The sequence below is a fragment of the Cobetia sp. 29-18-1 genome (assembly GCF_029846405.1).
Lineage (GTDB): Bacteria > Pseudomonadota > Gammaproteobacteria > Pseudomonadales > Halomonadaceae > Cobetia > Cobetia amphilecti.
The window spans coordinates 195,796-220,628 of the sequence record NZ_JARWKS010000002.1 but is presented as its reverse complement, the minus strand read 5'-3'; the positions used below and the strand labels follow the sequence as shown (position 1 = coordinate 220,628).

At 64.0% G+C, this 24,833-nt stretch carries 22 protein-coding genes; 8 read left to right on the top strand and 14 right to left on the bottom strand.

The window, feature by feature from the left end; translation table 11 throughout:
• Window positions 1–154: 154 nt before the first annotated feature.
• Together QD208_RS02725 and QD208_RS02720 are read right to left on the bottom strand one after the other, a co-directional pair.
• Entirely contained in the window at window positions 155–2,878 is a 2,724-nt protein-coding gene (locus tag QD208_RS02725; RefSeq protein ID WP_279835521.1) for an FtsX-like permease family protein, read from the bottom strand.
• The gene (locus QD208_RS02720) at window positions 2,871–3,674 is read right to left on the bottom strand and encodes an ABC transporter ATP-binding protein (protein WP_054555547.1); all 804 of its coding nucleotides are present in this window, start codon (window positions 3,672–3,674) and stop codon (window positions 2,871–2,873) included. Before QD208_RS02720 ends, QD208_RS02725 begins: the two co-directional genes overlap by 8 nt.
• Window positions 3,675–3,766: 92 nt before the next feature.
• Between QD208_RS02720 and QD208_RS02715 the strand changes: the two genes are divergently transcribed.
• Window positions 3,767–4,507, top strand: a complete 741-nt coding sequence (locus tag QD208_RS02715) for an arylesterase (RefSeq protein ID WP_225347103.1) — start codon at window positions 3,767–3,769, stop codon at window positions 4,505–4,507.
• A 190-nt stretch (window positions 4,508–4,697) separates the two neighbouring features.
• On the top strand, window positions 4,698–5,618 hold the full coding sequence (gene ppk2 / locus QD208_RS02710) for a polyphosphate kinase 2 (RefSeq protein WP_225347104.1): 921 nt from the start codon (window positions 4,698–4,700) through the stop codon (window positions 5,616–5,618).
• Between the two features lie 39 nt (window positions 5,619–5,657).
• On the opposite strand, the gene QD208_RS02705 is transcribed toward ppk2, so the two are convergent.
• Complete coding sequence (locus QD208_RS02705; RefSeq protein WP_043331386.1) at window positions 5,658–6,578, bottom strand: DMT family transporter; 921 nt, start codon at window positions 6,576–6,578, stop codon at window positions 5,658–5,660.
• A gap of 144 nt (window positions 6,579–6,722) precedes the next feature.
• Between QD208_RS02705 and QD208_RS02700 the strand changes: the two genes are divergently transcribed.
• Entirely contained in the window at window positions 6,723–7,748 is a 1,026-nt protein-coding gene (locus QD208_RS02700) for a zinc transporter ZntB (RefSeq protein ID WP_225347105.1), read from the top strand.
• A 65-nt stretch (window positions 7,749–7,813) separates the two neighbouring features.
• Here the strand turns inward: QD208_RS02700 and QD208_RS02695 are convergent, their stop codons facing one another.
• Complete coding sequence (locus QD208_RS02695; RefSeq protein WP_054555551.1) at window positions 7,814–8,137, bottom strand: SelT/SelW/SelH family protein; 324 nt, start codon at window positions 8,135–8,137, stop codon at window positions 7,814–7,816.
• Between the two features lie 353 nt (window positions 8,138–8,490).
• Between QD208_RS02695 and QD208_RS02690 the strand changes: the two genes are divergently transcribed.
• The 5 genes from QD208_RS02690 (at window position 8,491) to QD208_RS02670 (ending at window position 14,594) form a co-directional block, all read left to right on the top strand.
• A complete protein-coding gene (locus tag QD208_RS02690) occupies window positions 8,491–9,798 on the top strand; it encodes an MFS transporter (protein ID WP_225348163.1) in 1,308 nt (435 codons plus the stop codon).
• 263 nt (window positions 9,799–10,061) lie between these two features.
• Window positions 10,062–10,502, top strand: a complete 441-nt coding sequence (locus QD208_RS02685) for a PAS sensor domain-containing protein (RefSeq protein ID WP_043331389.1) — start codon at window positions 10,062–10,064, stop codon at window positions 10,500–10,502.
• 298 nt (window positions 10,503–10,800) lie between these two features.
• Window positions 10,801–11,046: a hypothetical protein gene (locus tag QD208_RS02680; RefSeq protein ID WP_225347106.1), complete on the top strand. Its 246-nt coding sequence runs from the start codon at window positions 10,801–10,803 to the stop codon at window positions 11,044–11,046.
• Window positions 11,047–11,239: 193 nt separating this feature from the next.
• Entirely contained in the window at window positions 11,240–12,901 is a 1,662-nt protein-coding gene (ettA, locus tag QD208_RS02675) for an energy-dependent translational throttle protein EttA (protein ID WP_043331392.1), read from the top strand.
• 316 nt (window positions 12,902–13,217) lie between these two features.
• The gene (locus QD208_RS02670; RefSeq protein WP_107336204.1) at window positions 13,218–14,594 is read left to right on the top strand and encodes a DUF2254 domain-containing protein; all 1,377 of its coding nucleotides are present in this window, start codon (window positions 13,218–13,220) and stop codon (window positions 14,592–14,594) included.
• A 157-nt stretch (window positions 14,595–14,751) separates the two neighbouring features.
• Here the strand turns inward: QD208_RS02670 and QD208_RS02665 are convergent, their stop codons facing one another.
• The 10 genes from QD208_RS02665 to surE all read right to left on the bottom strand — a co-directional run bounded on the left by QD208_RS02665 (window position 14,752) and on the right by surE (window position 24,819).
• A complete protein-coding gene (locus QD208_RS02665) occupies window positions 14,752–14,913 on the bottom strand; it encodes a DUF1328 domain-containing protein (RefSeq protein WP_043331394.1) in 162 nt (53 codons plus the stop codon).
• 429 nt (window positions 14,914–15,342) lie between these two features.
• Window positions 15,343–15,726, bottom strand: coding sequence for a hypothetical protein (locus QD208_RS02660; protein WP_225347108.1), 384 nt, complete (start codon window positions 15,724–15,726; stop codon window positions 15,343–15,345).
• 8 nt (window positions 15,727–15,734) lie between these two features.
• Window positions 15,735–16,652, bottom strand: a complete 918-nt coding sequence (lpxL, locus tag QD208_RS02655; RefSeq protein ID WP_107336203.1) for an LpxL/LpxP family Kdo(2)-lipid IV(A) lauroyl/palmitoleoyl acyltransferase — start codon at window positions 16,650–16,652, stop codon at window positions 15,735–15,737.
• A 60-nt stretch (window positions 16,653–16,712) separates the two neighbouring features.
• The gene (gene alr / locus QD208_RS02650) at window positions 16,713–17,864 is read right to left on the bottom strand and encodes an alanine racemase (RefSeq protein ID WP_225347110.1); all 1,152 of its coding nucleotides are present in this window, start codon (window positions 17,862–17,864) and stop codon (window positions 16,713–16,715) included.
• Window positions 17,865–18,243: 379 nt separating this feature from the next.
• Window positions 18,244–19,614, bottom strand: a complete 1,371-nt coding sequence (locus QD208_RS02645) for a TolC family outer membrane protein (protein WP_225347111.1) — start codon at window positions 19,612–19,614, stop codon at window positions 18,244–18,246.
• 382 nt (window positions 19,615–19,996) lie between these two features.
• Window positions 19,997–20,974: an RNA polymerase sigma factor RpoS gene (rpoS, locus tag QD208_RS02640; protein ID WP_043331399.1), complete on the bottom strand. Its 978-nt coding sequence runs from the start codon at window positions 20,972–20,974 to the stop codon at window positions 19,997–19,999.
• Window positions 20,975–21,035: 61 nt separating this feature from the next.
• Window positions 21,036–22,289 (bottom strand): peptidoglycan DD-metalloendopeptidase family protein, encoded by a 1,254-nt coding sequence (locus QD208_RS02635; RefSeq protein ID WP_225347112.1) that lies wholly within the window; start codon window positions 22,287–22,289, stop codon window positions 21,036–21,038.
• Window positions 22,282–23,235: a DUF368 domain-containing protein gene (locus tag QD208_RS02630; protein WP_225347113.1), complete on the bottom strand. Its 954-nt coding sequence runs from the start codon at window positions 23,233–23,235 to the stop codon at window positions 22,282–22,284. Before QD208_RS02630 ends, QD208_RS02635 begins: the two co-directional genes overlap by 8 nt.
• Window positions 23,232–23,888 carry a protein-L-isoaspartate(D-aspartate) O-methyltransferase gene (locus QD208_RS02625; RefSeq protein ID WP_225348164.1) on the bottom strand — a complete coding sequence of 219 codons (657 nt, stop codon included), beginning with the start codon at window positions 23,886–23,888 and terminating at the stop codon, window positions 23,232–23,234. Before QD208_RS02625 ends, QD208_RS02630 begins: the two co-directional genes overlap by 4 nt.
• A gap of 184 nt (window positions 23,889–24,072) precedes the next feature.
• Complete coding sequence (gene surE, locus QD208_RS02620) at window positions 24,073–24,819, bottom strand: 5'/3'-nucleotidase SurE (protein ID WP_043331401.1); 747 nt, start codon at window positions 24,817–24,819, stop codon at window positions 24,073–24,075.
• Window positions 24,820–24,833: the final 14 nt, after the last annotated feature.

Genomic DNA, 24,833 nt, shown 5'->3' with positions numbered 1-24,833 from the left:
CCAGCATGATACCTCAGCCAGCGGTCCGATTCACATGAATCAGCATCATTGTTAACGCAAGACGGCCCCATGACCGAGACAACGATCATGAGGCCGCAGGTTGAGGTCGTCAGGTGCCATCATCCGGCGCTGCGATGACGAGGCCTGATGGCGCTCACTGCAGGGCGCGCAGCCCCGCCATCGGCGGCTGACGCCTCACTTCTCTCGACAGCCAGAAGCCCAGCCCGCCGATCAGCACGCCACCCGTCAGCGGCAGCAGCACCCACAGCCACGGATGCAGCACCACCGGCAGCCCCAGCCAGCCGGAATAGAGTCCGACCGCCGCGCCTTCGGCGAGCATCGCCGCCAGCAGCCCACTGAGCAGGCCGAGCAGCACGAACTCAGCGGCCTGCAGGCGGGCCAGCAGCCCCTGACCGGCGCCGAACACCTTGTACAGCGCGCCTTCGTGCTCACGTGCCGGACGACTGGCTACCAGCGCCGCGTAGAGCACGCTGGCCCCCGCCAGCAGCACCAGCCCCAGAATCAGCTCCACCGCGCGCGACACCTGGGCGATCAGCTCCTGCACACGGGTCAGGATGGCGTCGATATTGATCAACGACACGCTGGGGTAGTCGCGCACCAGCGGCGCCAGCTTGCGCTCGTCCTCGAGATGAAACGCCGTCATGTAGCTGTGGGCGAAGCTCTCGAGCGCGCCGGGCGGAAAGATGACGTAGAAGTTGGGCAGGAAGCTGTCCCAGTCGACATGGCGCAGATTGACCACCTGGGCCTTGACGGTCTCGCTGCCGATGGTGAACGACAGGCTGTCACCGATGACCAGCCCCATGCGCTCGGCAAGCTCCTCCTCCATCGACACCGGCACACCCTGAGTGGCGGCGCGGCGACTGCGCGCCTCGCTGTCTGCATCGGCGAAGTCACTGATCGGCGTCCACTCGCCCGCCGACAGGCGGTTGTGGTCCGGCAGATCACGATGCCAGGTCAGGTTCAGCTCACGCTGCGGGACGCCCTGCTGCTCACCGTCCCCCTCGTCGCTGCGCCCTTCCTGCATGCCGCCTGCCGCCGGCTGATCCGACTGGGCTGCCTGCAGGCGCTGCTGGGAGCGTCCCAGCAGGGATTCGCCCTTGAGCGCCGTGATACGACCACGCACCATCGGGTAGAGCTCGCTCTGGCTGTCACCGGCCTGCTCATCCACCATCGCGGTCAGCTGCTCACCGAAGGCCTGCTGCTCTCCGGGCTGGATATTGATCGCGAAGTGATTGGGCGCATCGGTCGGGATCTGCGCCTGCCAGCGGGTGATCAGGTCACCGCGTACCAGCGCGATCAACGCCATCGCCGCGAAGGTCACGGCAAAGGCGACCAGCTGGCCGAGGCTGGCACCGCGCCGCCTGGCCAGCATGCCGCCGGCGAGGCGAATCGGCCGGCTCCAGCCGCCCTGACCGCGCATGCGCGCCACCACCTTGAGCATCAGCGACAGCAGCAGTTGCCCCACAACCATCAGCAGGCCCAGCGCGATGATGCCACCGACCAGCAGGCCGGCCGCCAGCATGAGGTCACCCGAGTAAAGCCACATCAGGGCGCCGAACACCAGACTGGCGATCGCCACCACCACCCACGCCGAGGCAGGCAGCGGGGCCAGTTCACGCCGCAGCACCTTGAGCGCACTGACCTGACGCAGACGCAGCAGCATCGGGCCGGCGAAGCCGACCAGTACCGCCAGCGCCGTCAGAATCCCTAACGCCAGCGGCAGCGGCCCGGGTGCGGGCAGCTCCAGCGGCAGGAAGCGCTCCAGCAGCGCCACCAGCCCCATCTGCCCCAGCAGGCCCAGCACCGCACCCCCGGTACTCGCCAGCAGGGCCAACCAGCCAAGCTGGGCCGCGAACAGCCGTGACAGTTGACGCTGAGAGGCACCGAAGCAGCGCCACAGTGCGGCGCTATCCAGATGCCGCTCCACATAGCGGCGCGTCGACATCGCCACCGCGACCCCGGCCAGCAGCACCGCCACCAGCCCGGCCAGACTCAGGTACTTGTCGGCACGCTCCAGTGAGCGCCCCAGACGCGGGCGGTCTTCGCGCACGTCCTTGAGCCGCACCTCGGCGTTGTCGGCACTCGCCAGCAGCGGCGCGATGGCATCACGCGCCTGCTGAACCGCCGCCGGATCGCCCGCCGCCAGCAGGCGATATTCCATCCGCGAGCCGGGCTGGATCAGACCGGTGGCGTCGAGATCTTCCATGTTGAACATCAGGCGCGGACTGAACTCGGAAAAGCCGCCCTGCTGATCAGGCTCACGCGTGATCAGGCCACTGATGGTGAGCTGCTTGCGTCCGACCGTCAGGGTATCGCCGACCTCGGCCGACAGCGCCATGGCCAGGCGCGGCACGATCCACGCCTCGCCCGGCGGCGGAATCTCCGCGCGTGAACTGGTGCCTGGCGCCTGAGCCTCCTCGCCCGTGGCATCCGACTCCAGCTCCACCCGGCCGGCGAGCGGATAGCCCGGCGACACCGCCTTGAGACTCGACAGCACGAAGCTGTCGCCGTGCGAGGCCATCGAGACCATGCCCAGCTGCGGCGACATCTCAAGCCCCGCTGCGCGGAAGGCCTCGGCAAAACGCGGGTCGAGCGGGTTGCTGGACTCCAGCACCAGGTCCCCGCCGAGCAGCTGGCTCGCCTGGCGATTGAGCCCACGGTCGAGACGGTCCAGGAAGAAGCCGATCATGGTGGTCGCGGCGACCGCCAGCATCAGCGCCAGAAAGAGCGCACGCACATCACTGGCGCGCAGGTCACGCAGCAGGCCACGCAGCGCCAGCGGCAGGCGCGCCCCACGCGGGCGCTGCGCGTTGGCGGAAGATGTCGCCGCGCGGTCAGACACCCGGGACTCAGACATCGTCGCCTCCTTGTGGCGTCGCCACGGCCGGCGCACTCGCCTCATCCTTCCACTCCACCAGCTTGCCGGCCTCGAGATTCAGGCAGCGATCACAGCGCCTGGCCAGCGTCAAATCATGGGTGACCAGAATCAGCGTGGTACCCCGCTCACGGTTGAGGGTGAACAGCAGCTCCGCGATGCGCTCGCCGGTGGCGGTATCCAGATTGCCGGTCGGCTCATCGGCGAACACCAGCCCCGGCCCCGCGACGAAGGCGCGCGCGATGGCCACGCGCTGCTGCTCGCCGCCGGACAGATGACGCGGCAGGTGATCGAGTCGCTCTCCCAGCCCGACCCGCGTCAGCCAGTCACGCGCCTGCGCCTCGATATCGCCCTGCGGGGCCAGCTCCAGCGGCATCAGCACGTTCTCCAGCGCCGTCAGCGTCGGCAGCAGCTGGAAGTTCTGGAACACGAAGCCGACCTGCCCCGCGCGCAGCGCCGCACGGCCATCCTCATCAAGCCCCGCAAGCGAGCTTCCGAACAGGCGGATATCACCCTCGCTCGGGCTGTCCAGACCCGCCAGCAGACCCAGCAGCGTCGACTTGCCGGAACCGCTGGCCCCGATGATGGCGACGCTTTCTCCGGCCTGCACGGCAAGCTCCAGGTCCTCGAGGATGGTCAGGCGCCCTTCGCCACTGGTCACCCGCTGCGCCAGCCCGCTCACTTCCAGCACCGGCGCAGGCGTTGCGCTGGCCTGCGCGTCTGACGAGGTTTGATCCGACGCAGGGGTCGCGTCGTTAATGGAGGCGTTATGTGACATCGTGTCTGCTCGCTTATGGTAGAGAACGGGGTGGGCACGAACTCCAGACCCCGAAACGGGTATGAATAGTGTGCAGATGATGGAGATGATGAATGCAGAAATGGCTAGTGAATCGGCGTGACACCCAGCGCCTGGCGCGCGGTGGCAAAGCCCCCGACACGCCGGGACTCAAGCGGCTGCGCAATGCCCTCGCCAGTTCGGCACTGGCCCTCGTGGCCGTGCTGACGCCTCAGGTGGCGCTGGCCGATGCGCCGGCCCCGTGGCTGGTGGTCGGCGACTCCATCTCGGCCGGCTACGGCATCGACAGCAGCCAGGGCTGGGTCGCGCTGCTTGACGAGCGCCTCGAGGACAGCCTGGGCAGCGATGCGCCTGAGGTCATCAATGCCAGCATCAGCGGCGACACGACCGAAGGCGGCCTCAACCGTCTGCCGGCCCTGCTCGCGCGACACGACCCTTCACTGGTGATGATCGAACTGGGCGGCAACGACGGCCTGCGTGGCCTGCCCCCCGCCCGCATGCAGGCCAATCTGGCCAGCATGATCGAGGCCGTGGAGGACGCCGATGCCCAGCCCGTGCTGCTCGGCATCGAGATTCCGCCCAATTACGGCCCGGCCTACACCGATGCCTTCCGTCAGGTCTACCGGGACCTGGCCGACGAATATTCCGTGCCGCTGGTGCCCTTCATCCTCGAAGGCATCGCCACGGCCCCAGCCAGCGAGAAGCTGATGCAGCAGGACCGCATTCACCCCACCGCCAAGGCGCAACCGCAGCTGCTCGACACCATCTGGCCGACACTCGCACCACTGGCGCAACAAGCGGCGTCAGCGGAGTGATCAATATCAGGCGCGGCGCATGTCACGACAGCTTGCATGCGCCTACCTTGCCGCGAGATGACAATCCGCGCCTGCCTGATCAGTGCCTGTCAGGCAGGCCATCTGGGCCATGAGGCCTTGCAGCGCTGACGTCATCAGCCCGGGTCGTCGGTCGTCGGGGCCAGGCCCCATCCTCACAGGGAGTACTGCCATGAGTAAATCCAACAACAGGAAGGCGGATGCCGGCAAGGCGCATTCGAAGGCCAGGGATGCCAAGCGCAAGGACGCCAAGGGCAAGGCCAGCAAGAAGCACGCCACTGGCGATGCCCCGCGCATGACGCTGGGGCCGGTCTCCAGTGACGCCTACCCCTACGACGAGCGCCTCAAGCGCAAGGTCTATGAGGCCGAGAAGCGCGCGCTGCAGATCGAGCTGCTCAAGGTGCAGCATTGGCTGCGTGACAGCGGCGGGCGTCTGGCCATCGTGTTCGAGGGGCGTGACGCCGCCGGCAAGGGCGGCACCATCAAGCGCTTCATGGAGTATCTCAATCCGCGTTTCGCGCGCATCGTCGCCCTCGACAAGCCCAACGAGACGGAAAAAGGCCAGTGGTATTTCCAGCGCTATGTCTCGCGCTTCCCCACCAGTGGCGAAATCGTGCTGTTCGATCGCAGCTGGTACAACCGCGCGGGGGTCGAGGCGGTGATGGGCTTCGCCACGCCGGAAGAAGTCGAACGATTTCTGGTGCAGGTGCCCCAGCAGGAGCGCCTGTGGGTCGAGGATGGCCTGCACCTGGTCAAGCTGTACTTCTCGGTGTCCCGCGAGGAGCAATCGATCCGCTTCGCCAAGCGCGCCGCCGACCCGCTGACCCACTGGAAGCTGTCACCGATGGACGCCGTGGCGCAGAAGAAATGGGATGAGTACACCAATGCCGCCGAGGCGATGTTCGCACGTACGCACAGCGATCATGCGCCCTGGACGCTGATCCGCTCCGACGACAAGCGCCGGGCCCGTATCGGCGCGCTGCGCCATGTGCTCAGTCAGCTCGACTACCCCGGCAAGGACAAGAAGATGATCGGCACCCCGGACCCGCTGATCGTGGTGGATGCCGATCGCCTCATCCTGCCCGACGACTGACGAGCGAGTGGCGGGCGGTGCGCTGACGGCGCGGCTCGCTCAGGTCGATTGTGACAGCTCCGCCGGCGCCTTCTGCAGCTGCTGCAGGCCGAGTCCGGCCAGAATCAGCACCAGCCCCGCCAGCGTCGAGGTCAGGATCGGCTCGCCGACGATGAAGTGCAGAAGCGTCAATGAGATGGGCGGCGACAGGAAGATCAGGTTGGAGACCTTGGCGGTGCGCGACACCTTGTGCACCGCCAGCTGCCAGAGCACGAAGGCGATACCCATCTCGCACAGGCCGACATAGATGCCCGCCGTCAGCGCCTGGGGGTTGGCGCTTGCGCCGATGAAGTTGCCGAAGCCCGGCCCGAAGGCCACCAGCAGCGTCAGCACCGGCAAGGCGATGCTGAAGTTCTGCCACTGGGCGACCAGCGGCGCGCGCGGGTCACGCGCATTGAGCAACCAGTAGAGCGCCCACAGCAGGGTCGAGCCCAGCGCCAGCCCGACGCCCAGCGGGTCGGCGAAGGCGACATTGAATATCTCGCCTCGCGTGGCGATGGTCCACACACCGGCGTAGGCGATCAGCCCCGCCGCGACATCGATGCGCGTCAGTCGCTGCGCGAGGATCGGCACGGCGAGAAAGGCCATCGCCAGCGCCCAGGTGTAATTGAGCGCCATCGCCTCCTGGCCCGGCAGCCGCGCGTAGGCGCCGAACAGCACCAGATAGTAGCCGACCGGATTCATCAGTCCGGCCCAGAGTGCCGTACGCCAGCCGCCGCGCCAGCCGGTGGTGAGCGCTTCGCGCAGCTTGCCCTGACGCCACATCAGCACGCCGATCAACAGCCACGACACCAGTGCCGCCAGCCATACCAGCTCCAGCGGCGACATCTGCTCAAGCGCCAGCTTGAAGGCGGTCGCCACCGTCGACCACAAGGCCACGGCGCCCAGACCGTAGAGCATGGCTTCCCTATCCTGACTCATGGCATCCTTCCTCGCATTTCGGGTATCGCCTTCCTGGCGATGAGTGTCATGGCGATGGCACCGACAATGCCCACGGCCTGACATTCGAGCATCGCGTGCCCTGCCCGCTGCTGCAAGCCGCGCCACCAAAAAGGAATTTCGTGAATGACTGATGCCACCGATCCGCAAGCCTCGCCGGCACCCGCGCCCTCTGCGGGAGATGCCCCGACCACGGCACTGGTCAGCGCCTATCGCCTGGATGGCAAGGGCGGCGCCAGCCTGCTCGATGACGACAGCCTGCGCGAGCAATGGCAGGACCCCGACGCGCTGATCTGGATGCACCTCGATTACACCCGCGGCGACGTCAATGACTACCTGGACGACCTTGCCCAGCTGGATGAGCCGAGCATCGAGGCCCTGACCGAGCTGGATACCCGCCCGCGCGTAGCGCGCTTCGGCGGCGGCATGGTCACCACGCTGCGCGGCATCAACCTCAATCCCGGCGCCGCGCCGGAGGACCTGCTGTCACTGCGCCTGTGGATGAGCCCGACCCGTCTGATCACCCTGCGCCGCCGGCCATTCCAGTCGATCACTCAGGTGCGTGAGCAACTGGAAGCCGGCCAGGGCGCGGAAAGCATCTCCTGGCTGCTGGCGATGCTCAGCGATGCGCTGGTCGATCGCGTGGCGGAGCTCAGCCATCGCCTCGATGAGCAGCTCGCCATCATCGAGGAAGACCAGCTCAATGATGTCGAGATCGACCCCGATGACATTACCCGCCTGCGGCGCCCCCTGATCACCCTGCGACGCTTCATGGGGCCGCAGCGCGACTGTCTGGCACAACTCTCCCAGGGGCCGTTGTGGATCGATGAACAGGCGCGTCTGGACCTGCGCGAGATCGCCAACCAGCTGTCGCGCTACGTGGAGGATTTCCAGGCCATGCAGGAGCGCGCGCTGATCATCCATGAACAGCGCATGAGCGAGCACAACGAGCAGCTCAACCAGCGTATGTATCTGTTGTCGGTCATCACCGCCGTCTTCCTGCCGCTGGGCTTTCTCACCGGCCTGCTGGGGGTCAACGTCGGTGGCATACCGGGCAGCGACAGCCAGTGGGGCTTCGCTGCCTTCGTCGGCATCACGCTGGGCGTGGTGGCGATGCAGATGTGGCTACTCAAGCGCAAGAAGTGGTGGTGAACGCGCCCATGGCGTAGCGGAGCTGCTTGCAAGCACTGCTTACAAGCACTGCTTACAAGCGCTGCTTACGAGCCCTGCTCACGACTGGCGCGGTCGATATGGCCCAGATCGCGCTCAGGGTCGAGCACATCACGCACGCGCTGCTTGAGGTCACGACTGTCGGGGAAGCCGCCGTCGCGCTTGCGCTCCCACAGTACCAGCCACTCCGAATCTGGGGTGGCCTGGCACAGCACCTCGAAATGGCCCCCGTGACTCGGCGCCAAGGCCACCTCACCGAGGTCTTCTCCGAAGGTGGACAGCAGTTCCTGTGCATACCAGGCCGCACGCAACAGCCAGTTGCAGCCGGTGCAGTAGTGAATCCGGACTTTCAGCGTGGATGCCTGATCCATGGTGGTGCCTACTCCAATCAATGATGTAATGATCACTTCACTGCACTGTCGCGCAATGGTCAACACCAAAACCTACACACAAACTGTACATAAACTATACTCGGCGCAGTCATTCCTTCAGTTGACGTCGCACTGCGATCGATCCTTCTTCAACCGGCGGCACGGGCGTGATCTGCATCACGACTTCCCGTACACGACGCCGATAGCGGAGCCCTGGCCACATGTCACCCCTGTCTTCCTCTACCGAGGCCTCCTCACCGTCAGACGCTCAAGACCGCGAGGCTGAGCGGGAGTCTGCAGACAAAGCCCACGAGAGGCCGTCGGGCAGCGGTCAGAGTCGCTTCTTCGAGCGCATGACCGGCGATGAAGATTCGCGCATGTGCAAGGACATCTCCGAGGATGCCTGCCACCAGCAACCCGGCAATTTCTGGCGTCATCTGCTGGCCTCGCTGGGTACCAAACTGGCCGACGAGATGGCCAGTGCGCGGCTGGTGCTGCCGTGGCTATTGGGGTTGATCGGGGCGCCGGTGTGGATGGTGGGGCTGCTGGTGCCGATTCGCGAGGCCGGCGCCCTGCTGCCTCAGCTGCTGGTGGCAGGCTTCATTCGCCCACTGCCGCAACGCAAGTGGGTGTGGGTCGCCGGGGCCTCCATCCAGGCGCTGATGGCACTGGGGCTGGTGATGATCAGCCTGCTTGCCGAGGGCAACTTCGCCACGCGTCACGGACTCGATGGCACCCTCGCGGGCAGCCTGGTACTGATCCTGTTGATCCTGCTGTCGCTCGGGCGCGGGGTGGCCTCCATCGCCACCAAGGACGTGCTGGGCAAGACCATCGCCAAGAAGCGCCGCGGGCGCCTGATGGGCTGGAGTGGCAGTGTGGCGGGGGCGATGACCCTGCTGGCCGGCGTCGCCTTGATGCTGCTGGGCGAGCAGCCCGGGCAGCAGGTGCTGGCGATACTGATGGCCATCGCGGCGCTGGGCTGGACACTCAATGCCCTGTGCGCCGCCATGATCCGCGAGGACAGCGGTGCCACCAGCGGCGGCGCCAATGCCTGGGAGACAGTGCGCGACGGGGTCATCCAGCTCAAGCATGACGCCGCCTTCCGCAACTTCAATCTGGCACGCGCCCTGCTGCTCTCAAGCGCGCTGGCACTACCGTATATCGCCTTGCTCGGCCAGCAGCAGAGCGGTGAGAGCCTGGGCGGACTGGGCGTGCTGGTGGTGGTGTCAGGACTGGCCGGCATGCTGGCCAGCCCCATCTGGGGCAGGCTGGCCGACACCTCCAGCCGCCGCGTGATGCGCAACGCAGGGGCCGGCGCTGCCGTCTGCTGCGCCCTGGCCGGCAGCATGGCCTGGTGGCCACAGGCGCTGGCCGACAACATCTGGAGCTACGCGCTGGTCTACGGGCTGCTGGTGATCGCCCACGCCGGTATCCGCCTGGGACGCAAGACCTACGTGGTCGATCTCGCCACCTCTGACAACCGCGCCCTCTACGTCGCGCTCTCCAACACCCTGACCGGCGTGCTTATGCTGGTACTGGGGTTGTTGATCGGCGGGCTCGCCCAGTGGCTGGGCAGTGAATGGTTGCTGATGATTCTGGCGGTCGTCGCGGCCTGTGCCGCGCTCTGCGCGCAGCGCCTGCCGGAGGTGGAGGACGAATGAACATCCGGGGCAGGCATGACGGCCCCCCTGTTACTCCCCTTTCTCCCCCTTCTCTATCTGATCGACTCTCACGCTGACAGGGCCTGACAACGATGTCGGGCCCTGTCACATTAGCGGCTGCGATTGCATAAGCCGCGTCTCCCCGCCATAGTGAAACCGATCATGGTGCTGGAATGTCCGGGCACACGGACAGGCACCCTATACCCGTACTCTCGGGCTCGGTCTTCAGGGCCGGGTTCTTAAGCCGCAAGGATCAGAGTCAGATGAAAAGACCCCACATGATCAGCCCCGAGCTGCTCGAGAGAGTCGTGAATGCCTCGGACGATGGCATCGTGGTGGCGGAACAGGAAGGCGATGAGAACATCCTGATCTACGTGAATCAGGGCTTCGAGCGCCTCACCGGTTACAGCGCCGACGAGATTCTCTACCGCGATTGCCGCTTCCTGCAGAATGATGACCGCGATCAGCCGCAGCTGGACAACATCCGTGCCGCGCTGCGCGACAAGCGCCCGTGCCGCGAGATACTGCGCAACTATCGCAAGGATGGCAGCCTGTTCTGGAATGAACTTTCCATGACACCGGTCTTCGATGAGCATGACAACCTGCAGTATTTCGTTGGTGTCCAGAAGGATGTCACCGGCCTGATGACCGCCAAGGAAGAGCTGGAACGCCTGCGCGCGGAGCATCCCAGCGAGTCCAACTGAGCGCCGGACGCTCAAGGCCGCTGAGTGAAGAACGGTCACTGAAGAACAGTCACTGAAAATCAGTGCCGCATTGCACCATCAACGCCCACCCCACCGGTGGGCGTTGTCGTTGTGGGCCTCTCGCCTTTGGCAGTTGGCGAAAGCCCTGACAGGTTGAGCGAAAGGCTTGTCATCCTCGTCAACGGGCGGTATATAGCCAGAGAGCCTTCGGCGCATCGCCGCTGGCGGTGCCCGGTGTCACAGGCCAGTCCAGGCGCTGGATATCGGGCAGGTCGTTCCAAGATCGTGAGGTCCGCCCATGGCCCGTGAACAATTCCTCGATGATATCGATGCCACGGCACTCGCCGAAGACAGCCCCACCGATGTGGACTTCGAGCTGTCGTCCTCCAGCTCACCTGCCAAGCCACAACGCAATGACTCCCGCCAACGTCTTGAAGCCCTGCTCGAGGAGCGCGCTCTGGCTCGCTCCATCCGTGAAGGCTGGGACGATGAAGCCGACGACGATGATCTGATCGACGCCAGTGACTGGGGCGAAGAGGAGTAAGCTTGCCACCAGCGGCGTGCAGGGGAAGGGATACCAGGGAGCGGACAGGCCATGGAAGGGGTCGACGTCAGGACAGGGAATGTCATGCAGTGAGTCGCCGCGCTCGCCTGGCACAGGCTGCCCGGCTGGCCAAGCGTGACGCCGGGCACTATCATCTGCGCGTCATTCCATTCTCCAACCAAATTGGGATTCCATGGCGCAATACGTCTATACCATGAACCGGGTGGGCAAGGTCGTTCCCCCGAAGCGCGAGATTCTCAAGGACATCTCGCTGTCCTTCTTCCCGGGTGCCAAGATCGGTGTGCTCGGTCTCAACGGCTCGGGCAAGTCCTCGCTGCTGCGCATCATGGCCGGCGTCGATCAGGACTACAACGGCGAAGCACGTCCCATGCCGGGTCTGAATGTCGGCTACCTTCCCCAGGAGCCGGAACTGGATGATTCCAAGAACGTGCGCGAGTGCGTGGAAGAATCCCTGGCTCACATCAAGAACGCCCAGACCGAACTTGATGAAGTCTATGCCGCCTACGCCGAGCCGGACGCCGATTTCGACGCCCTCGCCGCGCGTCAGGCCAAGCTGGAAGACCTGATCCAGGCCTCTGACGCCCACAACCTCGAGCGCAAGCTGGAAGTGGCCGCCGAAGCACTGCGCCTGCCGCCGTGGGATGCCAATGTCGGCGTGCTGTCCGGGGGTGAGCGCCGCCGTGTCGCACTGTGCCGTCTGCTGCTCTCGAGCCCGGACATGCTGCTGCTGGACGAGCCGACCAACCACCTGGACGCCGAATCCGTCGCCTGGCTGGAACGTTTCCTGCACGACTACTCCGGCACCGTGGTCGCCATCACCCACGACCGCTACTTCCTCGACAACGTCGCCGGCTGGATTCTCGAGCTGGACCGTGGCCAGGGCATTCCCTTCGAAGGCAACTATTCCTCGTGGCTCGAGCAGAAGGACGCTCGCCTGCAGCAGGAAGCCAAGCAGGAAGCCTCGCGCAACAAGGCCATCCAGCAGGAGCTCGAGTGGGTTCGTCAGAATCCCAAGGGCCGTCAGGCCAAGAGCAAGGCGCGTCTCAACCGCTTCGAGGAAATGCAGTCCGGTGATTTCCAGAAGCGCAACGAGACCAACGAGATCTACATTCCGCCGGGACCGCGCCTGGGCGACAAGGTCATCGAGCTGCACAACGTCACCAAGCGTTTCGACGACAAGCTGCTGTTCGATGATCTGTCCTTCACCATTCCACAGGGTGCCATCGTCGGTATCGTCGGCGGCAACGGTGCGGGCAAGTCCACGCTGTTCAAGCTGGTGACCGGCAAGGACACCCCGGACAGCGGCGAAGTCGTGCTGGGCGAGACCGTCAAGGTCGCCTACGTCGAGCAGCTGCGTGATGGCCTGGAAGACAATCAGACCGTCTGGGAAGCTGTCTCCGGCGGTCAGGACATGCTCAACATCAATGGTCATGAAGTCTCGTCGCGCGCCTATGTCGGCCGCTTCAACTTCAAGGGCACTGACCAGCAGAAGCGTCTGTCTGATCTGTCCGGTGGTGAGCGTGGCCGTCTGCAGCTGGCCCAGACCCTGAAGCAGGCTGCCAACGTGCTGCTGCTGGATGAGCCGTCCAACGACCTGGACATCGAGACCCTGCGTGCCCTCGAAGAGGCCCTGCTGGCCTTCCCGGGCTGCGCGATGGTCATCTCGCACGACCGCTGGTTCCTGGATCGCATCGCGACCCACATCCTCGCCTACGAGGGTGACTCCAACGTGGTGTTCTTCGAAGGCAGCTATACCGAGTACGAAGCGGACTATCACGCGCGTGTCGGCAACGATGCACCCAAGCGCATGAAGTACAAGCGTATCGACGCCTGATGAGCCGGCGGGGTCAGCCACGCTGATCGACGCAAGCCGCTAGACGCCCTCACCGGTCACCGGTGGGGGCGTCTTGCCATCGGGCCCTGCTGTTCGTTCCAGTCTGCCCGCTCTGTCCGCCTCGTTCGGTTCCGCCCGCTCTTGTCTGCCCTGCTCGGTTCTGCCCGCACTGTCCGCCTTGTTCAGCCCTGTTCTGCTTCTTTCCTCCCCTCCTCACCTCCTGCCCCCCTCCTGCCAGCACGTCACGCTGACTTGCAGTGCTCGGCGCGAGCCGTCATAACAGGAACTTGCCAATCCATCCGCTCGGGAATCGTCTATGAATCGCTGGCTACAGCAACCCCTCATGTGGCTGCGAACCTGGACCACCAGCATCGCCTATCTCCCCAGCATGCTGGCCATGGTCTATACCCTGCTGGGACTGATCTCGGTGATGCCCTCCGGGCTGCCGGACCCTTCCTCGCTGCCCAATAGCGACTTTTTCGAAGCACTGACCTTCAAGCAACATGACACCCCGCGCACCTTGCTGGCGGCGTTGGTCGGCGGCCTGATCTCGCTGATGGTCTTCAGTTTCACCATGGTGATGAGCGTGCTCACCCAGGCCGGCGCGCAGTTCTCCCACAAGCTGCTGCTGGGCCTGGTGACCGAGCGCCACCACCAGCTGGTACTCGGCCACTACCTGGGCAGCCTGCTGTTCCTGCTGGTCAACCTGATGGTGCCCAATACGGGCGACTCCCCGACCCTGTGGCGCTCGCTGGCGGTCTATCTCGGCGTGCTGATGATGGTCAATTGCCTAGGGATGTTCGTCTACTTCATCCATCAGGTCTCGCAGTCGGTGCAGATCAACGCCGTCGCGCGGCGACTGTCCGGCCGCACCCGCCTCTCGCTGGAGCGCCTGCGTCAGCGCAATCGGGACGATGGCTTCTGCGAGCGCGAGGTCAGCCGTGACGACGACCAGTGCCAACTGCTGCGGGCACGCCGGCGCGGCTACATCCAGCAGGTCGACTTCTCGGCGCTGCGCCAGCTGGCCATCAAGCATGACATGGTGGTGCATCTGGATTTCGCGCTGGGCGCCTTCATCGTCAGCGGCATGCCCTTGATGCGCATCGAGTGGCCCAACGGCCTGCCAGAGGGTGCGACGGCTGGGGAAGAACTCGATGAAGAACAGCAGGCCGAGTTGATCAAGAACCTGCGTGCCGCGCTTGGCTATCTGGATGGGGAGTCCGTCGAGGACCTGCACGAGCACGGCCTGACCCAGCTGATGGAAGTCGCCATCAAGGCGCTGTCGCCCGGCATCAATGACCCCGGCACGGCACGGCTGTGCATGCACCAGCTGACGGAGCTGCTCAGCGAGCGCATGTCAGTGCCGCTGTGCAATTGTTGCGTGGATGATCACAAGGCCGTTCGCGTCAGCTGGCAGATGGAGTCCTTCGCAAGCCTCCTCTACCGCTCCATCACTCCGATTCTGCATTATGGCCGTGATGACCTCTCGATCTGTCTGGCCCTGCTGGAGCTGTTGAAGACCCTGTCGCTGATGGGCGCGCAATACGGCCATCTGGTGCTGCTGCAACAGCATGCCGACAAGGTGGTGGAGGCGATTCTCGCCCAGGCCGAATTCGAGGTGGATCGTCGCTTCATCGAACACGGCCTGCAGGCCGGTCACCATCGTCTGAACCTGCCCAGCCCTCAGTGGTGAAAAGGCCAGCGCCTGAACGAGCAACGCCCGCGACGGTCGATCACCATCGCGGGCGTTGCAGTCTGTGAGCCGTACCATTTCTGAATCGTACTATCCGATCACATGACGGCTTGCGGCCTGTTGCCGTCAGTCTGACTCGTGGCAGGGAATCAGAGCCTTACGGCTTGCGGCGGCTCTTGAAGAAGGACACCAGGAACAGCACCAGGAAGATCACGAACAGGACCTTGGCGATGGTCGCTGCGGTGCCGGCGATGCCGCCGAAGCCCAGTACGGCGGCAATGACAGCGACGATCAGAAAGATGATGGCGTAGTTGAGCATGTCAATTCCTTATGTCATGTGAGAATTGTCGCGGCGGAGTCAGCCCCTGACGGATGACGCCTCAGGCGCACTCCAGGGTACTGAAAGCGGCGATCAGGAGGCGCGTCTGCCACCTGACTCGTTATTGCCAAGATGGTAATAAACTAAAGCTTTGTCAACATGATGTCGCACTTCAGTAAAAGAATTTGCCTCAGCCCTTGTGATGGGTTGAAAGCCTGCTCCGTCATCCGCACGTCTTGTCATAGGCACACGATAGGCGGCACTCGGTTGACCGCACGCATGCAGCTCGGACAGGTGATGTTGCTTGTCGGGTGCCGCTTTACACAGCAAAGACCCCCGTTCGGCGAGATGCCGAACGGGGGTCTTTGCTGTGCATCACTCGCGTCATCTCCCTGACAGTAGCGGGAGATCGATGCCGGGGGTGTCGGTCTACAGCGCGGCGATCAAGGCCTCGGCGTAGGCGACGAGATCGGGCTCGCTCATCACCTCGACGCGGTTCAATCCACTGTCGAGACTCGCCGGCTGGCCGTGGCGAACCAGCAAGGTGCGTGGATAGCCCGCACCGCCGATACGCTCACTCAGCTGTGCATGAGCATCGCTGAGATAGACCCCACGGGTCTGCTGCACGCACAGGGTCACCAGTGGCAGACCGCCACGGGCAAGCGCCGCCTCGAAGGCAGGCAATGCCGGACGCTGACGCTGGGTGCAATCCGGGCACCATTCCGCGACCTGATTGAGCACGAAGGTATCGCCAGCGGCCAACCGCGCTTCCACCTCGGCCAGGGTGACGTGAGAAGAGATGTCGTTGCTCATGGTTCACCTCAGTACAGGGACGGATCGGTTTTCTCGGGACGTGTCTTGAAGCGACGGTGCAGCCACAGATACTGCTCGGGATGCTTGCGGATCGCCCCTTCGATGAAGGCGTTGATGCGCGTGGCATCGGCGACGTCATCGCCACTCGGGAAGTTGTCCAGCGCCGGCAGATACTCCAGCGTATAGGTACGATTGTCCGGATTGCGATGGAACATCAAGGGCATCACCGGCGCGCCCGTCATGCGGGCGATCTTGGCCGTCAACTTGATGGAGGCGGCATCGATGCCGAAGAACGGCGCGAATACGCTGACCTCGCGGCCGAAGTCCTGATCCGGTGAATACCACACGCCATGGCCGCTCTTGATGCGACGTACCACGCCCCGCAGGTCGTGACGATCGATGGCGGTGCCGAAGATGCCATTGCGCGCACGGGTCATGAAGCGCTCGAACAGCGGGTTGTCGTGGGGGCGATAGACGACATCGGCCGGGAAGAACAGCGAGTGCAGTGCGCCGCCCAGATCCAGGGTCGAGAAGTGGATGCCCACGATGAGCGCCCCCTTGCCCTGGGCCATGGCGCGCTCCATGTGCTCCTGCCCCTTGAAGGTCACGCGATCACGCATGTGCTCAGGATCACGACACCAGCCGGTGGCCGTCTCGAAGATACCGATGCCGTTGGCGTGGAAGGTCTTGCGCACCTGACGCGCGCGCTCCGCCTCACTCCACTCAGGAAAGCACAGCTTGAGATTGGTGTCGGTGATGTGACGACGACGCTTGCCGAAGCGCCATGCCAGCTCACCAAGGCCACGCCCCAGCCACAACTTGGCGCACCAGGGCAGATAGGCCGAAGCCTTCATGGCACCGATGCCCAGCCAGGTCAGCCAGTAGCGGGGGTGTGCAAAACTCTCGGGATAGCTCTTCTTGGCCATGACTCTCTCGTTCGACGGGCAACGGCGGCCATTGTAGACCGCGCGAGCCTTGCCGTCAGGTCAGGCGTGCGTATCCAGCGGCTGAGCGCTGGCCAACTGCGCAACACCCTTGTCGTCCGCCACACTGCCAACGCCGCCATGATAGTGTCTGGGCACGCGCGGCAGCAGCCCCGTCAGCAGTGTATAGCTGATGGTGTCGCAGCTGGCGGCGACGCGATTGACCTCAAGCCCCTCGCCCCACAGCACCACACGAGAACCGACACCCGCCTCGGGCAGGTCCGTGATATCCACCGTCAGCATGTCCATCGACACCTTGCCGGCCAGCACCGTTTCCTGACCATCCACCAGCACTGGCGTACCATCCACGGCGTGGCGATCATAGCCATCACCATAACCGCAGGCGACGACACCGATACGCGTCGGACGCGTGGCCACGAAGCGCCCCGAGTACCCTACAGGCTCGCCGATGGCGATCTCACGCACGGCGATGATGGCCGAAGACAGCGTCATCACCGGCTTCAGGCGCCGACTGGCGTCATTGGCGCCTTCCAGCGGGTCTGCTCCGTAGAGCATGATTCCCGGGCGGTTCCAGGCCGCATGCGTCTCTGGCCAGGCAAGCGTCGCCGGAGAGTTGGCCAGACACAGCGGCAGCTCTGCCTCGGCCGCCAAGGCCGTCACCGCCGCCATCTGCTGCTGGAAGTAGTCTGGTGTCAGGCTGTCAGCGCTGGCGAAGTGCGTCATCAGGTGCAGGTCACGCGCCTTGCCACACGCCTCGAGGCGCGCCTTGGCGTCCAGCACCTGCTCGACCGTGAAGCCGAGACGATGCATGCCTGAGTCGAACTTGATCCAGCAGGACAAGGGCTGCGCAAGCTCACTCTGTTCGAGGGCCGCCAACTGCCATTCGCTGTGGATGGCGCACCAGAAGTCATGCTCGGCCGCCAAGGCATACTCCGCGGCCTCGAACACCCCCTCAAGCAGCACGATCGGATGAGAGATGCCGCCCGCCCGCAGCGCCAGCGCCTCCTCTATCGTGGCCACCGCAAAGGCGGGGGCGAGGTCCGCCAGTGCCTGCGCGCACGCCACCGCACCATGCCCGTAGGCGTCCGCCTTGATCACGGCCAGGGCGCGCGAATGCGGCGCCAGCTCGCAGGCCAGCTGATAGTTGTGACGCAGTGCATCGAGATCAATATCAGCGCGCAGTGGGCGGGACATGAGGGGACTCCAGGGTGATCGGTGAAAATGACAGACAGCAGAGCAAGCCCCTCAATTATTTTCCATCATCGCCGTCAGGTCACGCTGAAAAACACCAAACTTTCCCCAAATCACCGATAGAAACCACTGCCTTTTAAAACACATGCAGGATTTTCGACCAATACCACCACGAAACTGCCTGCCTCGAGGCCGCGCTGCCCTTGCGCGCTGCTTTTTCGGCACCTCCTGTCTGGCCATCACTTGCCTGATGAACACATGCCTGACGATCAGTGACCTGACCAACTGATGCCCTCAAACGCATGCCCCAAAACGCATGCACCCCCGCAGGCAGAGCCTGCGGGGGTGCATGCAGCACGTGGCGTAAGCCAGCGCGGGACGATCAGGGCGTCACGTTTTCCAGCTCGTCGGAGCTCTCATCATTCAGCACCAGGGACACCTGACGATCTGCCTTGAGGCTCTCGTTGAGGTCACGCACGCTGTTGATATCGATGATACCTGCCGCCTGACGCAGGTTGAGCAGGTCGAGCACATAGGTGTAACGCGAAGAGGCGTAGTCCGCCAGCGCCTGATACAGGGCCTGCTCGGCGTCCAGCACATCGACGATGTTACGGGTGCCGACTTCATAACCGGAGCGAGTCGCTTCCAGTGCGCTGCGGCTGGAGACGATCGCCTGCTTGCGCGCCTTGACGGTCAGGACGTCGCTGCGCACCTGGCTGTAGAGCGAGCGCACGCTCTGGGTAGTGGAGCGCTGCTGATCGAGCAGGTCGTACTGGCTCTGCTCGAGCAGATGGGTGCTCTGACGTACCTGGGCGGAGGTGCGGCCACCGGTATAGATCGGCAGGGAGGCCTGGATACCGATCTGGTTGTATTCCTGATACCCCCCGGCAGTATCGATGTCGGTTTCATCGTAGGAGTAGGTCGCGAAGGCGCCGACTTCCGGCAGGTGGCCTGCGCGGGAGGTCTTCACATCGCCTCTGGCGACATCGACACCCTTCTGGGCAGCACCGATCAGCGGGTTGTTGGACAATGCCATCTCGACCCACTTGTCGCGGCTGGCCGGCACCGGCGCTTCGATCGCCAGATCTTCTTCCAGACCATCGATGGAATCGTACTGCTGGCCCGTCAGCTGCTGCAGGGCCTCGAAGCTGACCTGCAGATCGGCTTCGGCCGCGATGCGCTGGGCACGCGCGTCATCGAATGATGCCTTGGCTTCCTGTACATCCGTGATCGCGATCAGACCGACCTCGAACTGCTGATTGGCCTGGTCCAGCTGGCGGGAGAAGGCCTTTTCCTGGGCGATGCGCGCATCGAGCACATCACGATTGTTCAGGATGGTGAAATAGGCAGACGCCACATCATAGAGCAGCTGCTGCTGATCGGAATCCAGCAGCAGTTTCTGCTGACGGGTGGTGTCCTTGCTGGTCGCGAGCTCATACCAGTCGGCAGCATCGAACAGCTGCTGGTTGACGTTGACCACGATATTGCTGTCGGTGTAATCGCCTTCGGTGCCGCTCTGGGAATTGCCGGTGACATCGGTACGCGACACGGTCCCCGTGGCAGTGATCTGGGGCAGCAGGTCAGCAAGCTCGATACGCTCATTGTCCTCGACGCTCTGATAGAGCGAGCGAGAGGAGGACAGGCTGGCGTTGTGGGTCAATGCATCACGCGTGATGTCGAGCAGATTGGCAGCCTGAGCCTGGGTCGCAAAACCCATCGCCAGCACCAGTGGCAGTATGCGAATGTTGGCCATGTATGCGTTGTTCCTGATCAGTGACAGTCGTGACCTGCATGGCGCCTCGAAAGCACCAGGACAAGGTAAAAGGTAGCTCACACATCGGCTGGACTACTGCCTCAGCCCTGCTCAAGCGGGTCGTGGAAAAAGTGGCCTTAGTCTAATCGTCGCTCTTTTGGGCGTCCAGTTAGTTGGCTAACTTTGTTGCACGATACAGCGTTTCCAAATTGACAACAGTGCCATGGGGCACCCTGCACTGAGCGCAGTACGTCAGAATGCCCCCACTCTGCCAGAATAATGATGACACAATATGAAAACGGCCCGCTCGAATCACGAGCGGGCCGTTTTCACTGGCAACATGCATCAGGGTATCGACAGCCATGACGACTGTGCCCGCGCATCATTCAAAGATGGATTCGAGCGTCAGCCCCTGCTTCTCGAGCATGCGCCGCAGCTTCTTGAGCGCCTCGACCTGAATCTGACGCACCCGCTCACGCGTCAGGCCGATCTCCTCGCCCACTTCCTCCAGCGTCGCGGCTTCATGACCGCGCAGCCCGAAGCGGCGCACCACCACTTCCATCTGCTTCTCGGTCAGTTCCGCCAGCCACTCATCGACATGCGCCTTGACGTCGACATCTACCAGACTGGACTCCGGGCTGGTGTCATTCTCGTCGGCGATGGTCTCGATCAGCGGCTTGTCGCTCTCGCCGCCCATCGGGTAGTCGACGGATGACACGCGCTCATTGAGCCCCAGCATCTTCTTGACGGTATCGACCGGCTTGTCGAGGAAGTCGGCGATCTCCTCCGCGGTGGCCTCGTGATCCAGTTTCTGGGTCAGCTGGCGCGCGGCACGCAGGTAGATGTTGAGTTCCTTGACGACGTGAATCGGCAGACGAATGGTGCGCGTCTGATTCATCAGCGCCCGCTCGATGGTCTGGCGAATCCACCAGGTGGCGTAGGTCGAGAAACGGAAGCCGCGCTCGGGGTCGAACTTCTCCACCGCGCGGATCAGCCCCAGATTGCCCTCCTCGATCAGGTCGAGCAGCGACAGACCACGATTCAGATAGCGCCGTGCGATCTTGACCACCAGACGCAGGTTGGACTCGATCATGCGCTGGCGACCGGCGGGGTCGCCCGCCTGTGCCAGACGCCCGAAGTAGACTTCCTCCTCGGGCTTGAGCAACGGGGAAAAACCAATCTCGTTGAGGTAGATCTGGGTCGCATCCAGGCTTTGGTAGTGCTTGCGCTCTTCACGATTCAAGGCGCGTTCGAATGCCGCCTCTTCCGCTTCTGCCTCAAGCGTATCGTCGTCCTCCTCGACATCCTCAAGGGACAACTCAACCTCAGCCTGATCGATATCCTTTTCCAGCATGCTCATGTCGATACCCCGTTGTCTCTGGTCTGGTGCCAGGAACTTGTTGTTGTGGCAGCGGTGGGAATCAGCGTTTAGGCAGGAATTTCAGTGGGTCCTTGGGCTGCCCATCCTCGCGAATCTCGAAGTGCAGCTGCGCACGTTCAGCGTCAGTGGCTCCCAGAGTGGCGATGACCTGTCCGGCGTCGATCACATCGTTCTCTGATACACGCAGAGTGTCGTTGTGGGCGTAGGCGCTCAGATAGCGGTCGTTGTGCTTGAGAATGATGAGGTTACCGTAACCACGTACTCCGCTTCCGGCGTAGACCACGATTCCCGGCCCTGCTGCCTTGACAGGTTGCCCCTTTTGACCAGCGATATCAATGCCGCCGGTGACACTCTCGGACTCGCCGAACTTGCCGATGATCTCGCCTTGCGTAGGCCACTGCCAGTCAACGTTTTTTACCGGAACATAGGTCTTCTTGGCCGGTGCAGCCTTGGCGGTTTCGCCAGCGACATTGGTGCCCTTTTCAACCTTGGCAGCCTCATTTTTCACGCTAGCGGCCGCTTTCTCGCGCTCTGCTGCGGCGGCAGCGGCGGCTTGCTCGGCCTTTTCCTTGGCGGCCTTGCGCGCCTCGGCCTGGGCGGCGGCCGCACTGGCAGCTGCCTCGCTGGCCGTCTGACTGGCTGTCTGACTGGCCGAGCTACTGGCCTGCGCAGCACTGCTGCTGGCCTGCTCTGCGCTGTCAGTGGCTGAGTTGCGCGCCGTCTCGGCGAGTGCCTCTTCACTGCCTTCCTGGTAGACAGGCCCCAGCCCGGCAGCCGCCGCGGCGCCGGTGGCGGCCGAGGACACGCCACCCGAGCCAGTCGTCAGCGACTGGGCCTGGCTGGTGCGCTGTTGCTGCTGAGCCATGGCGGATTCATCCGGTGCCAGCCAGTCAGGCAGTTCGCTGCCGCCGGCGATCGAACCATCACTGCCCCCGCCCATCGGCGTGGCAACAACGCCACCGCTCGAGGCGACGCTCGTGCCGGAAGCGCCCGCCGCACTGGCCGGCAGCTGGGTGTTGGGGTTCAGACGCAGCGTCTGCCCCGGCTGCAGGGTGTAGGGCGGATTCAAGCCGTTCATGCGCGCCACATCCCGGAAATCCTGGCCACTCTGCCAGGAGATGCCATACAGGGTGTCACCGCGCTGAACGGTATAGGTGTCGGAGGTGATACGCGCATTGCCGGCGTTGAGGTCCTGAACCTGCGGGCGAGTGGTCGCCGTGCTGCAGGCTGTCAGCGCACCCAGCGCCAGACCTGCCAACGTCAGTTTGATTCCCTTGTCCATCCTGTCACGCATGTTCCTGCTCCTTGCGGGAATTGCTGGAGTCGTCATCCGGGCCGGAGCGCTCTCCGGCAAACCAGACAAGCAATACGCCGGCCAGCATCAGGGCGAGTGCCGCCCACAGCTGGGCAGGCTCACCGGTCACACTGGTATAGGTATCCGGCATCATGAAGTGGTAATCCAGCGGAACCTGTTCACCCTTGGGTCCCAGACGATAATCGGTGATGGTGCGCCACGGCCACAATACCGGCAGCGAGCCGAGAATGAAGCCCGTCAGCAGCATCAGTGTCGCGGTGTGATGATGACGAAACAACCACGACAACAAACGCGAGAAGGTGAACAGCCCGATGGCGCAGCCGCTGCCGAACAGCATGATCAGCTGCAGATCGAAGCTCTTGATGCCAGTCATCACCGTGCCGTAGAGGCCCATGGTCAGCAACAGGAAGCTGCCGGAGACACCCGGCAGCAGCATGGCACTGATGGCGATGGCACCGCCGACCACCAGCACCCAGGAGGCATCGGTGGCGGCGGGCAACAGGCTGGGCAACTTGCTGGCCAGCACCAGCCCCAGCGCCAACCACACCAGATAGCCCATCCGGAAGGTGGTGATACGCCGCGCGACCACCACCCCGGAACACACCACCAGCCCGAAGAAGAAGGCGTTGAGCAGCAGCGGCTGCGCCTCCATCAACCAGGTCACCACATGCGCCACGCTGATCAGGCTGGCGAAGATGCCAGCGACCAGCGGCAGCAGAAAGGCCAGATTCAAATGCTGCCACAGCGCCTTGAAGCCCTGCTCACGCCATACGCCGATGGCGGAGGGGCCGAAGCGCTTGATGGACTCGATCAATTCTTCATAGATGCCGGTCACGAAGGCAATCGTGCCGCCTGATACCCCGGGCACGGCATCCGCCGCCCCCATGCCAGCGCCCTTGAAGAACACGCTCAAAGCTCGTTTCACCTGATCACTCCCTCGAGCAACGGCACGAAGCGCACGGCCTCGAACCGCTGAATATCCTGAGTGTCGCCGACGTGGCGCACTCGTGTCAGCCACTGACGATCACTGTCGTCCTCGGCCAATGGCACGATCATCACCCCCTGCGGGGCCAACTGCTTCAACAACGCCTGCGGCAGATGCGGTGCGCAGGCGGTCACCACGATCAGATCAAATGCCGAGTCATCGTCCTGCCAGCCATGCCCACCATCGGCATGGCGCAACGCGACATTGTCGAGTCCGAACCAGCCAAGGCGTTGAGCGGCCCTGGCATGCAGCACGGCGATGCGCTCGAGCGAAGACACCCGAGCGAACAGGCGCGCCAGCAGCAATGTCTGATAACCCGAACCGGTGCCGACCTCCAGCACCCGACACTCCTCGCGCGGGCGCGGCGCTTGCGCCAGGGCAAGCTCCGTCATGCGGGCGTGCATGTAAGGCTGGGACAGGGTCTGCCCCTGCCCCAGCGGCAGCGCGGTATCTTCATAGGCACGGTGCGCCAGCGCCTCATCGAGAAACAGGTGGCGCGGCTCACTGGCCATCAGCTCCAGCACCCGCTCATCGCGAATGCCGGCATCCTCCAGGCGCGCCACCATGCGGTCTCGCGTGCGCTGGGACGTCATGCCGATACCGCTCAGCTGCGCCGTGTCCGGTCGCCTGAGATGCAAGGGCCCGGCGATTCCCGCTGCGCTGTCTGACTGCGCAAGCGGGAAAGCGTTCTGATACACGTCCTTCATGGTCTTGATTCATATCCTTCGAACGAGGACTTCACAGCGAAATCTTGAGCCTTGGCTGGCGCTACGTCGCTCAGGTCAGCGCCTCGAGCCACTGCGCCACATCGTGACGCGCCCCGTGGGAGGTGAGATCCGTCATCAACGGCGTGATGGACACATAGCCTGCCGCGATGGCGGCGAAGTCGGTGTCATCGCCATCATCGATGCCATCGCCGGCCAGCGCGATCCAGTAGCGGGTACGGCCACGCGGGTCCTTGACCTCGATCGGGGCGCCCGCCGGGCCACGGTGGCCCTGACGCGTGACGCGAAAACCACGAATCTCGCTCCACGGCACATCCGGCACATTGACGTTGAGCAATGAGCGCGGCGGCAATGCCAGGGTCTCGGCCGCGCCGACGAGGCTCGCCGCCACGCGTCCAGCGGTCTCGAAGTGGGTCTTGCCGCACAGTGACATCGCGATCGCCGACATGCCCAGCGAGCGCCCTTCCATCGCCGCGGCCACGGTGCCGGAATACAGCACGTCATCGCCCAGGTTGGCACCATGGTTGATGCCGGAAATCACGATGTCAGGCTTCTCGTCCCAGACCCCATTGACGCCCAGGTAGACACAATCCGCGGGCGTGCCGTCGACGCTGTAGAAGCCGTTCTCCATCGCGGACAGCAACAACGGCCGACTCAGCGTCAGCGAGTTGCTGGCCCCTGAGCGGTCACGGTCCGGCGCGACCACACGAATGCGTGCCTGCCCGGCCAGCGCGTCATGCAGCGCCTTGAGCCCCGGAGCGTGCACGCCATCATCATTGGAAAGCAGAATCCTGCGCATCATCTCACTCCTTT

Bases quoted from the DNA above. Each gene is read 5' to 3' on its own strand.
- QD208_RS02725 (WP_279835521.1), bottom strand. From the start codon at position 2,878: ATGTCTGAGTCCCGGGTGTCTGACCGCGCGGCGACATCTTCCGCCAAC.
- QD208_RS02720 (WP_054555547.1), bottom strand. From the start codon at position 3,674: ATGTCACATAACGCCTCCATTAACGACGCGACCCCTGCGTCGGATCAA.
- QD208_RS02715 (WP_225347103.1), top strand. From the start codon at position 3,767: ATGCAGAAATGGCTAGTGAATCGGCGTGACACCCAGCGCCTGGCGCGC.
- ppk2 (WP_225347104.1), top strand. From the start codon at position 4,698: ATGAGTAAATCCAACAACAGGAAGGCGGATGCCGGCAAGGCGCATTCG.
- QD208_RS02705 (WP_043331386.1), bottom strand. From the start codon at position 6,578: ATGAGTCAGGATAGGGAAGCCATGCTCTACGGTCTGGGCGCCGTGGCC.
- QD208_RS02700 (WP_225347105.1), top strand. From the start codon at position 6,723: ATGACTGATGCCACCGATCCGCAAGCCTCGCCGGCACCCGCGCCCTCT.
- QD208_RS02695 (WP_054555551.1), bottom strand. From the start codon at position 8,137: ATGGATCAGGCATCCACGCTGAAAGTCCGGATTCACTACTGCACCGGC.
- QD208_RS02690 (WP_225348163.1), top strand. From the start codon at position 8,491: ATGACCGGCGATGAAGATTCGCGCATGTGCAAGGACATCTCCGAGGAT.
- QD208_RS02685 (WP_043331389.1), top strand. From the start codon at position 10,062: ATGAAAAGACCCCACATGATCAGCCCCGAGCTGCTCGAGAGAGTCGTG.
- QD208_RS02680 (WP_225347106.1), top strand. From the start codon at position 10,801: ATGGCCCGTGAACAATTCCTCGATGATATCGATGCCACGGCACTCGCC.
- ettA (WP_043331392.1), top strand. From the start codon at position 11,240: ATGGCGCAATACGTCTATACCATGAACCGGGTGGGCAAGGTCGTTCCC.
- QD208_RS02670 (WP_107336204.1), top strand. From the start codon at position 13,218: ATGAATCGCTGGCTACAGCAACCCCTCATGTGGCTGCGAACCTGGACC.
- QD208_RS02665 (WP_043331394.1), bottom strand. From the start codon at position 14,913: ATGCTCAACTACGCCATCATCTTTCTGATCGTCGCTGTCATTGCCGCC.
- QD208_RS02660 (WP_225347108.1), bottom strand. From the start codon at position 15,726: ATGAGCAACGACATCTCTTCTCACGTCACCCTGGCCGAGGTGGAAGCG.
- lpxL (WP_107336203.1), bottom strand. From the start codon at position 16,652: ATGGCCAAGAAGAGCTATCCCGAGAGTTTTGCACACCCCCGCTACTGG.
- alr (WP_225347110.1), bottom strand. From the start codon at position 17,864: ATGTCCCGCCCACTGCGCGCTGATATTGATCTCGATGCACTGCGTCAC.
- QD208_RS02645 (WP_225347111.1), bottom strand. From the start codon at position 19,614: ATGGCCAACATTCGCATACTGCCACTGGTGCTGGCGATGGGTTTTGCG.
- rpoS (WP_043331399.1), bottom strand. From the start codon at position 20,974: ATGAGCATGCTGGAAAAGGATATCGATCAGGCTGAGGTTGAGTTGTCC.
- QD208_RS02635 (WP_225347112.1), bottom strand. From the start codon at position 22,289: ATGCGTGACAGGATGGACAAGGGAATCAAACTGACGTTGGCAGGTCTG.
- QD208_RS02625 (WP_225348164.1), bottom strand. From the start codon at position 23,888: ATGACGTCCCAGCGCACGCGAGACCGCATGGTGGCGCGCCTGGAGGAT.
- surE (WP_043331401.1), bottom strand. From the start codon at position 24,819: ATGCGCAGGATTCTGCTTTCCAATGATGATGGCGTGCACGCTCCGGGG.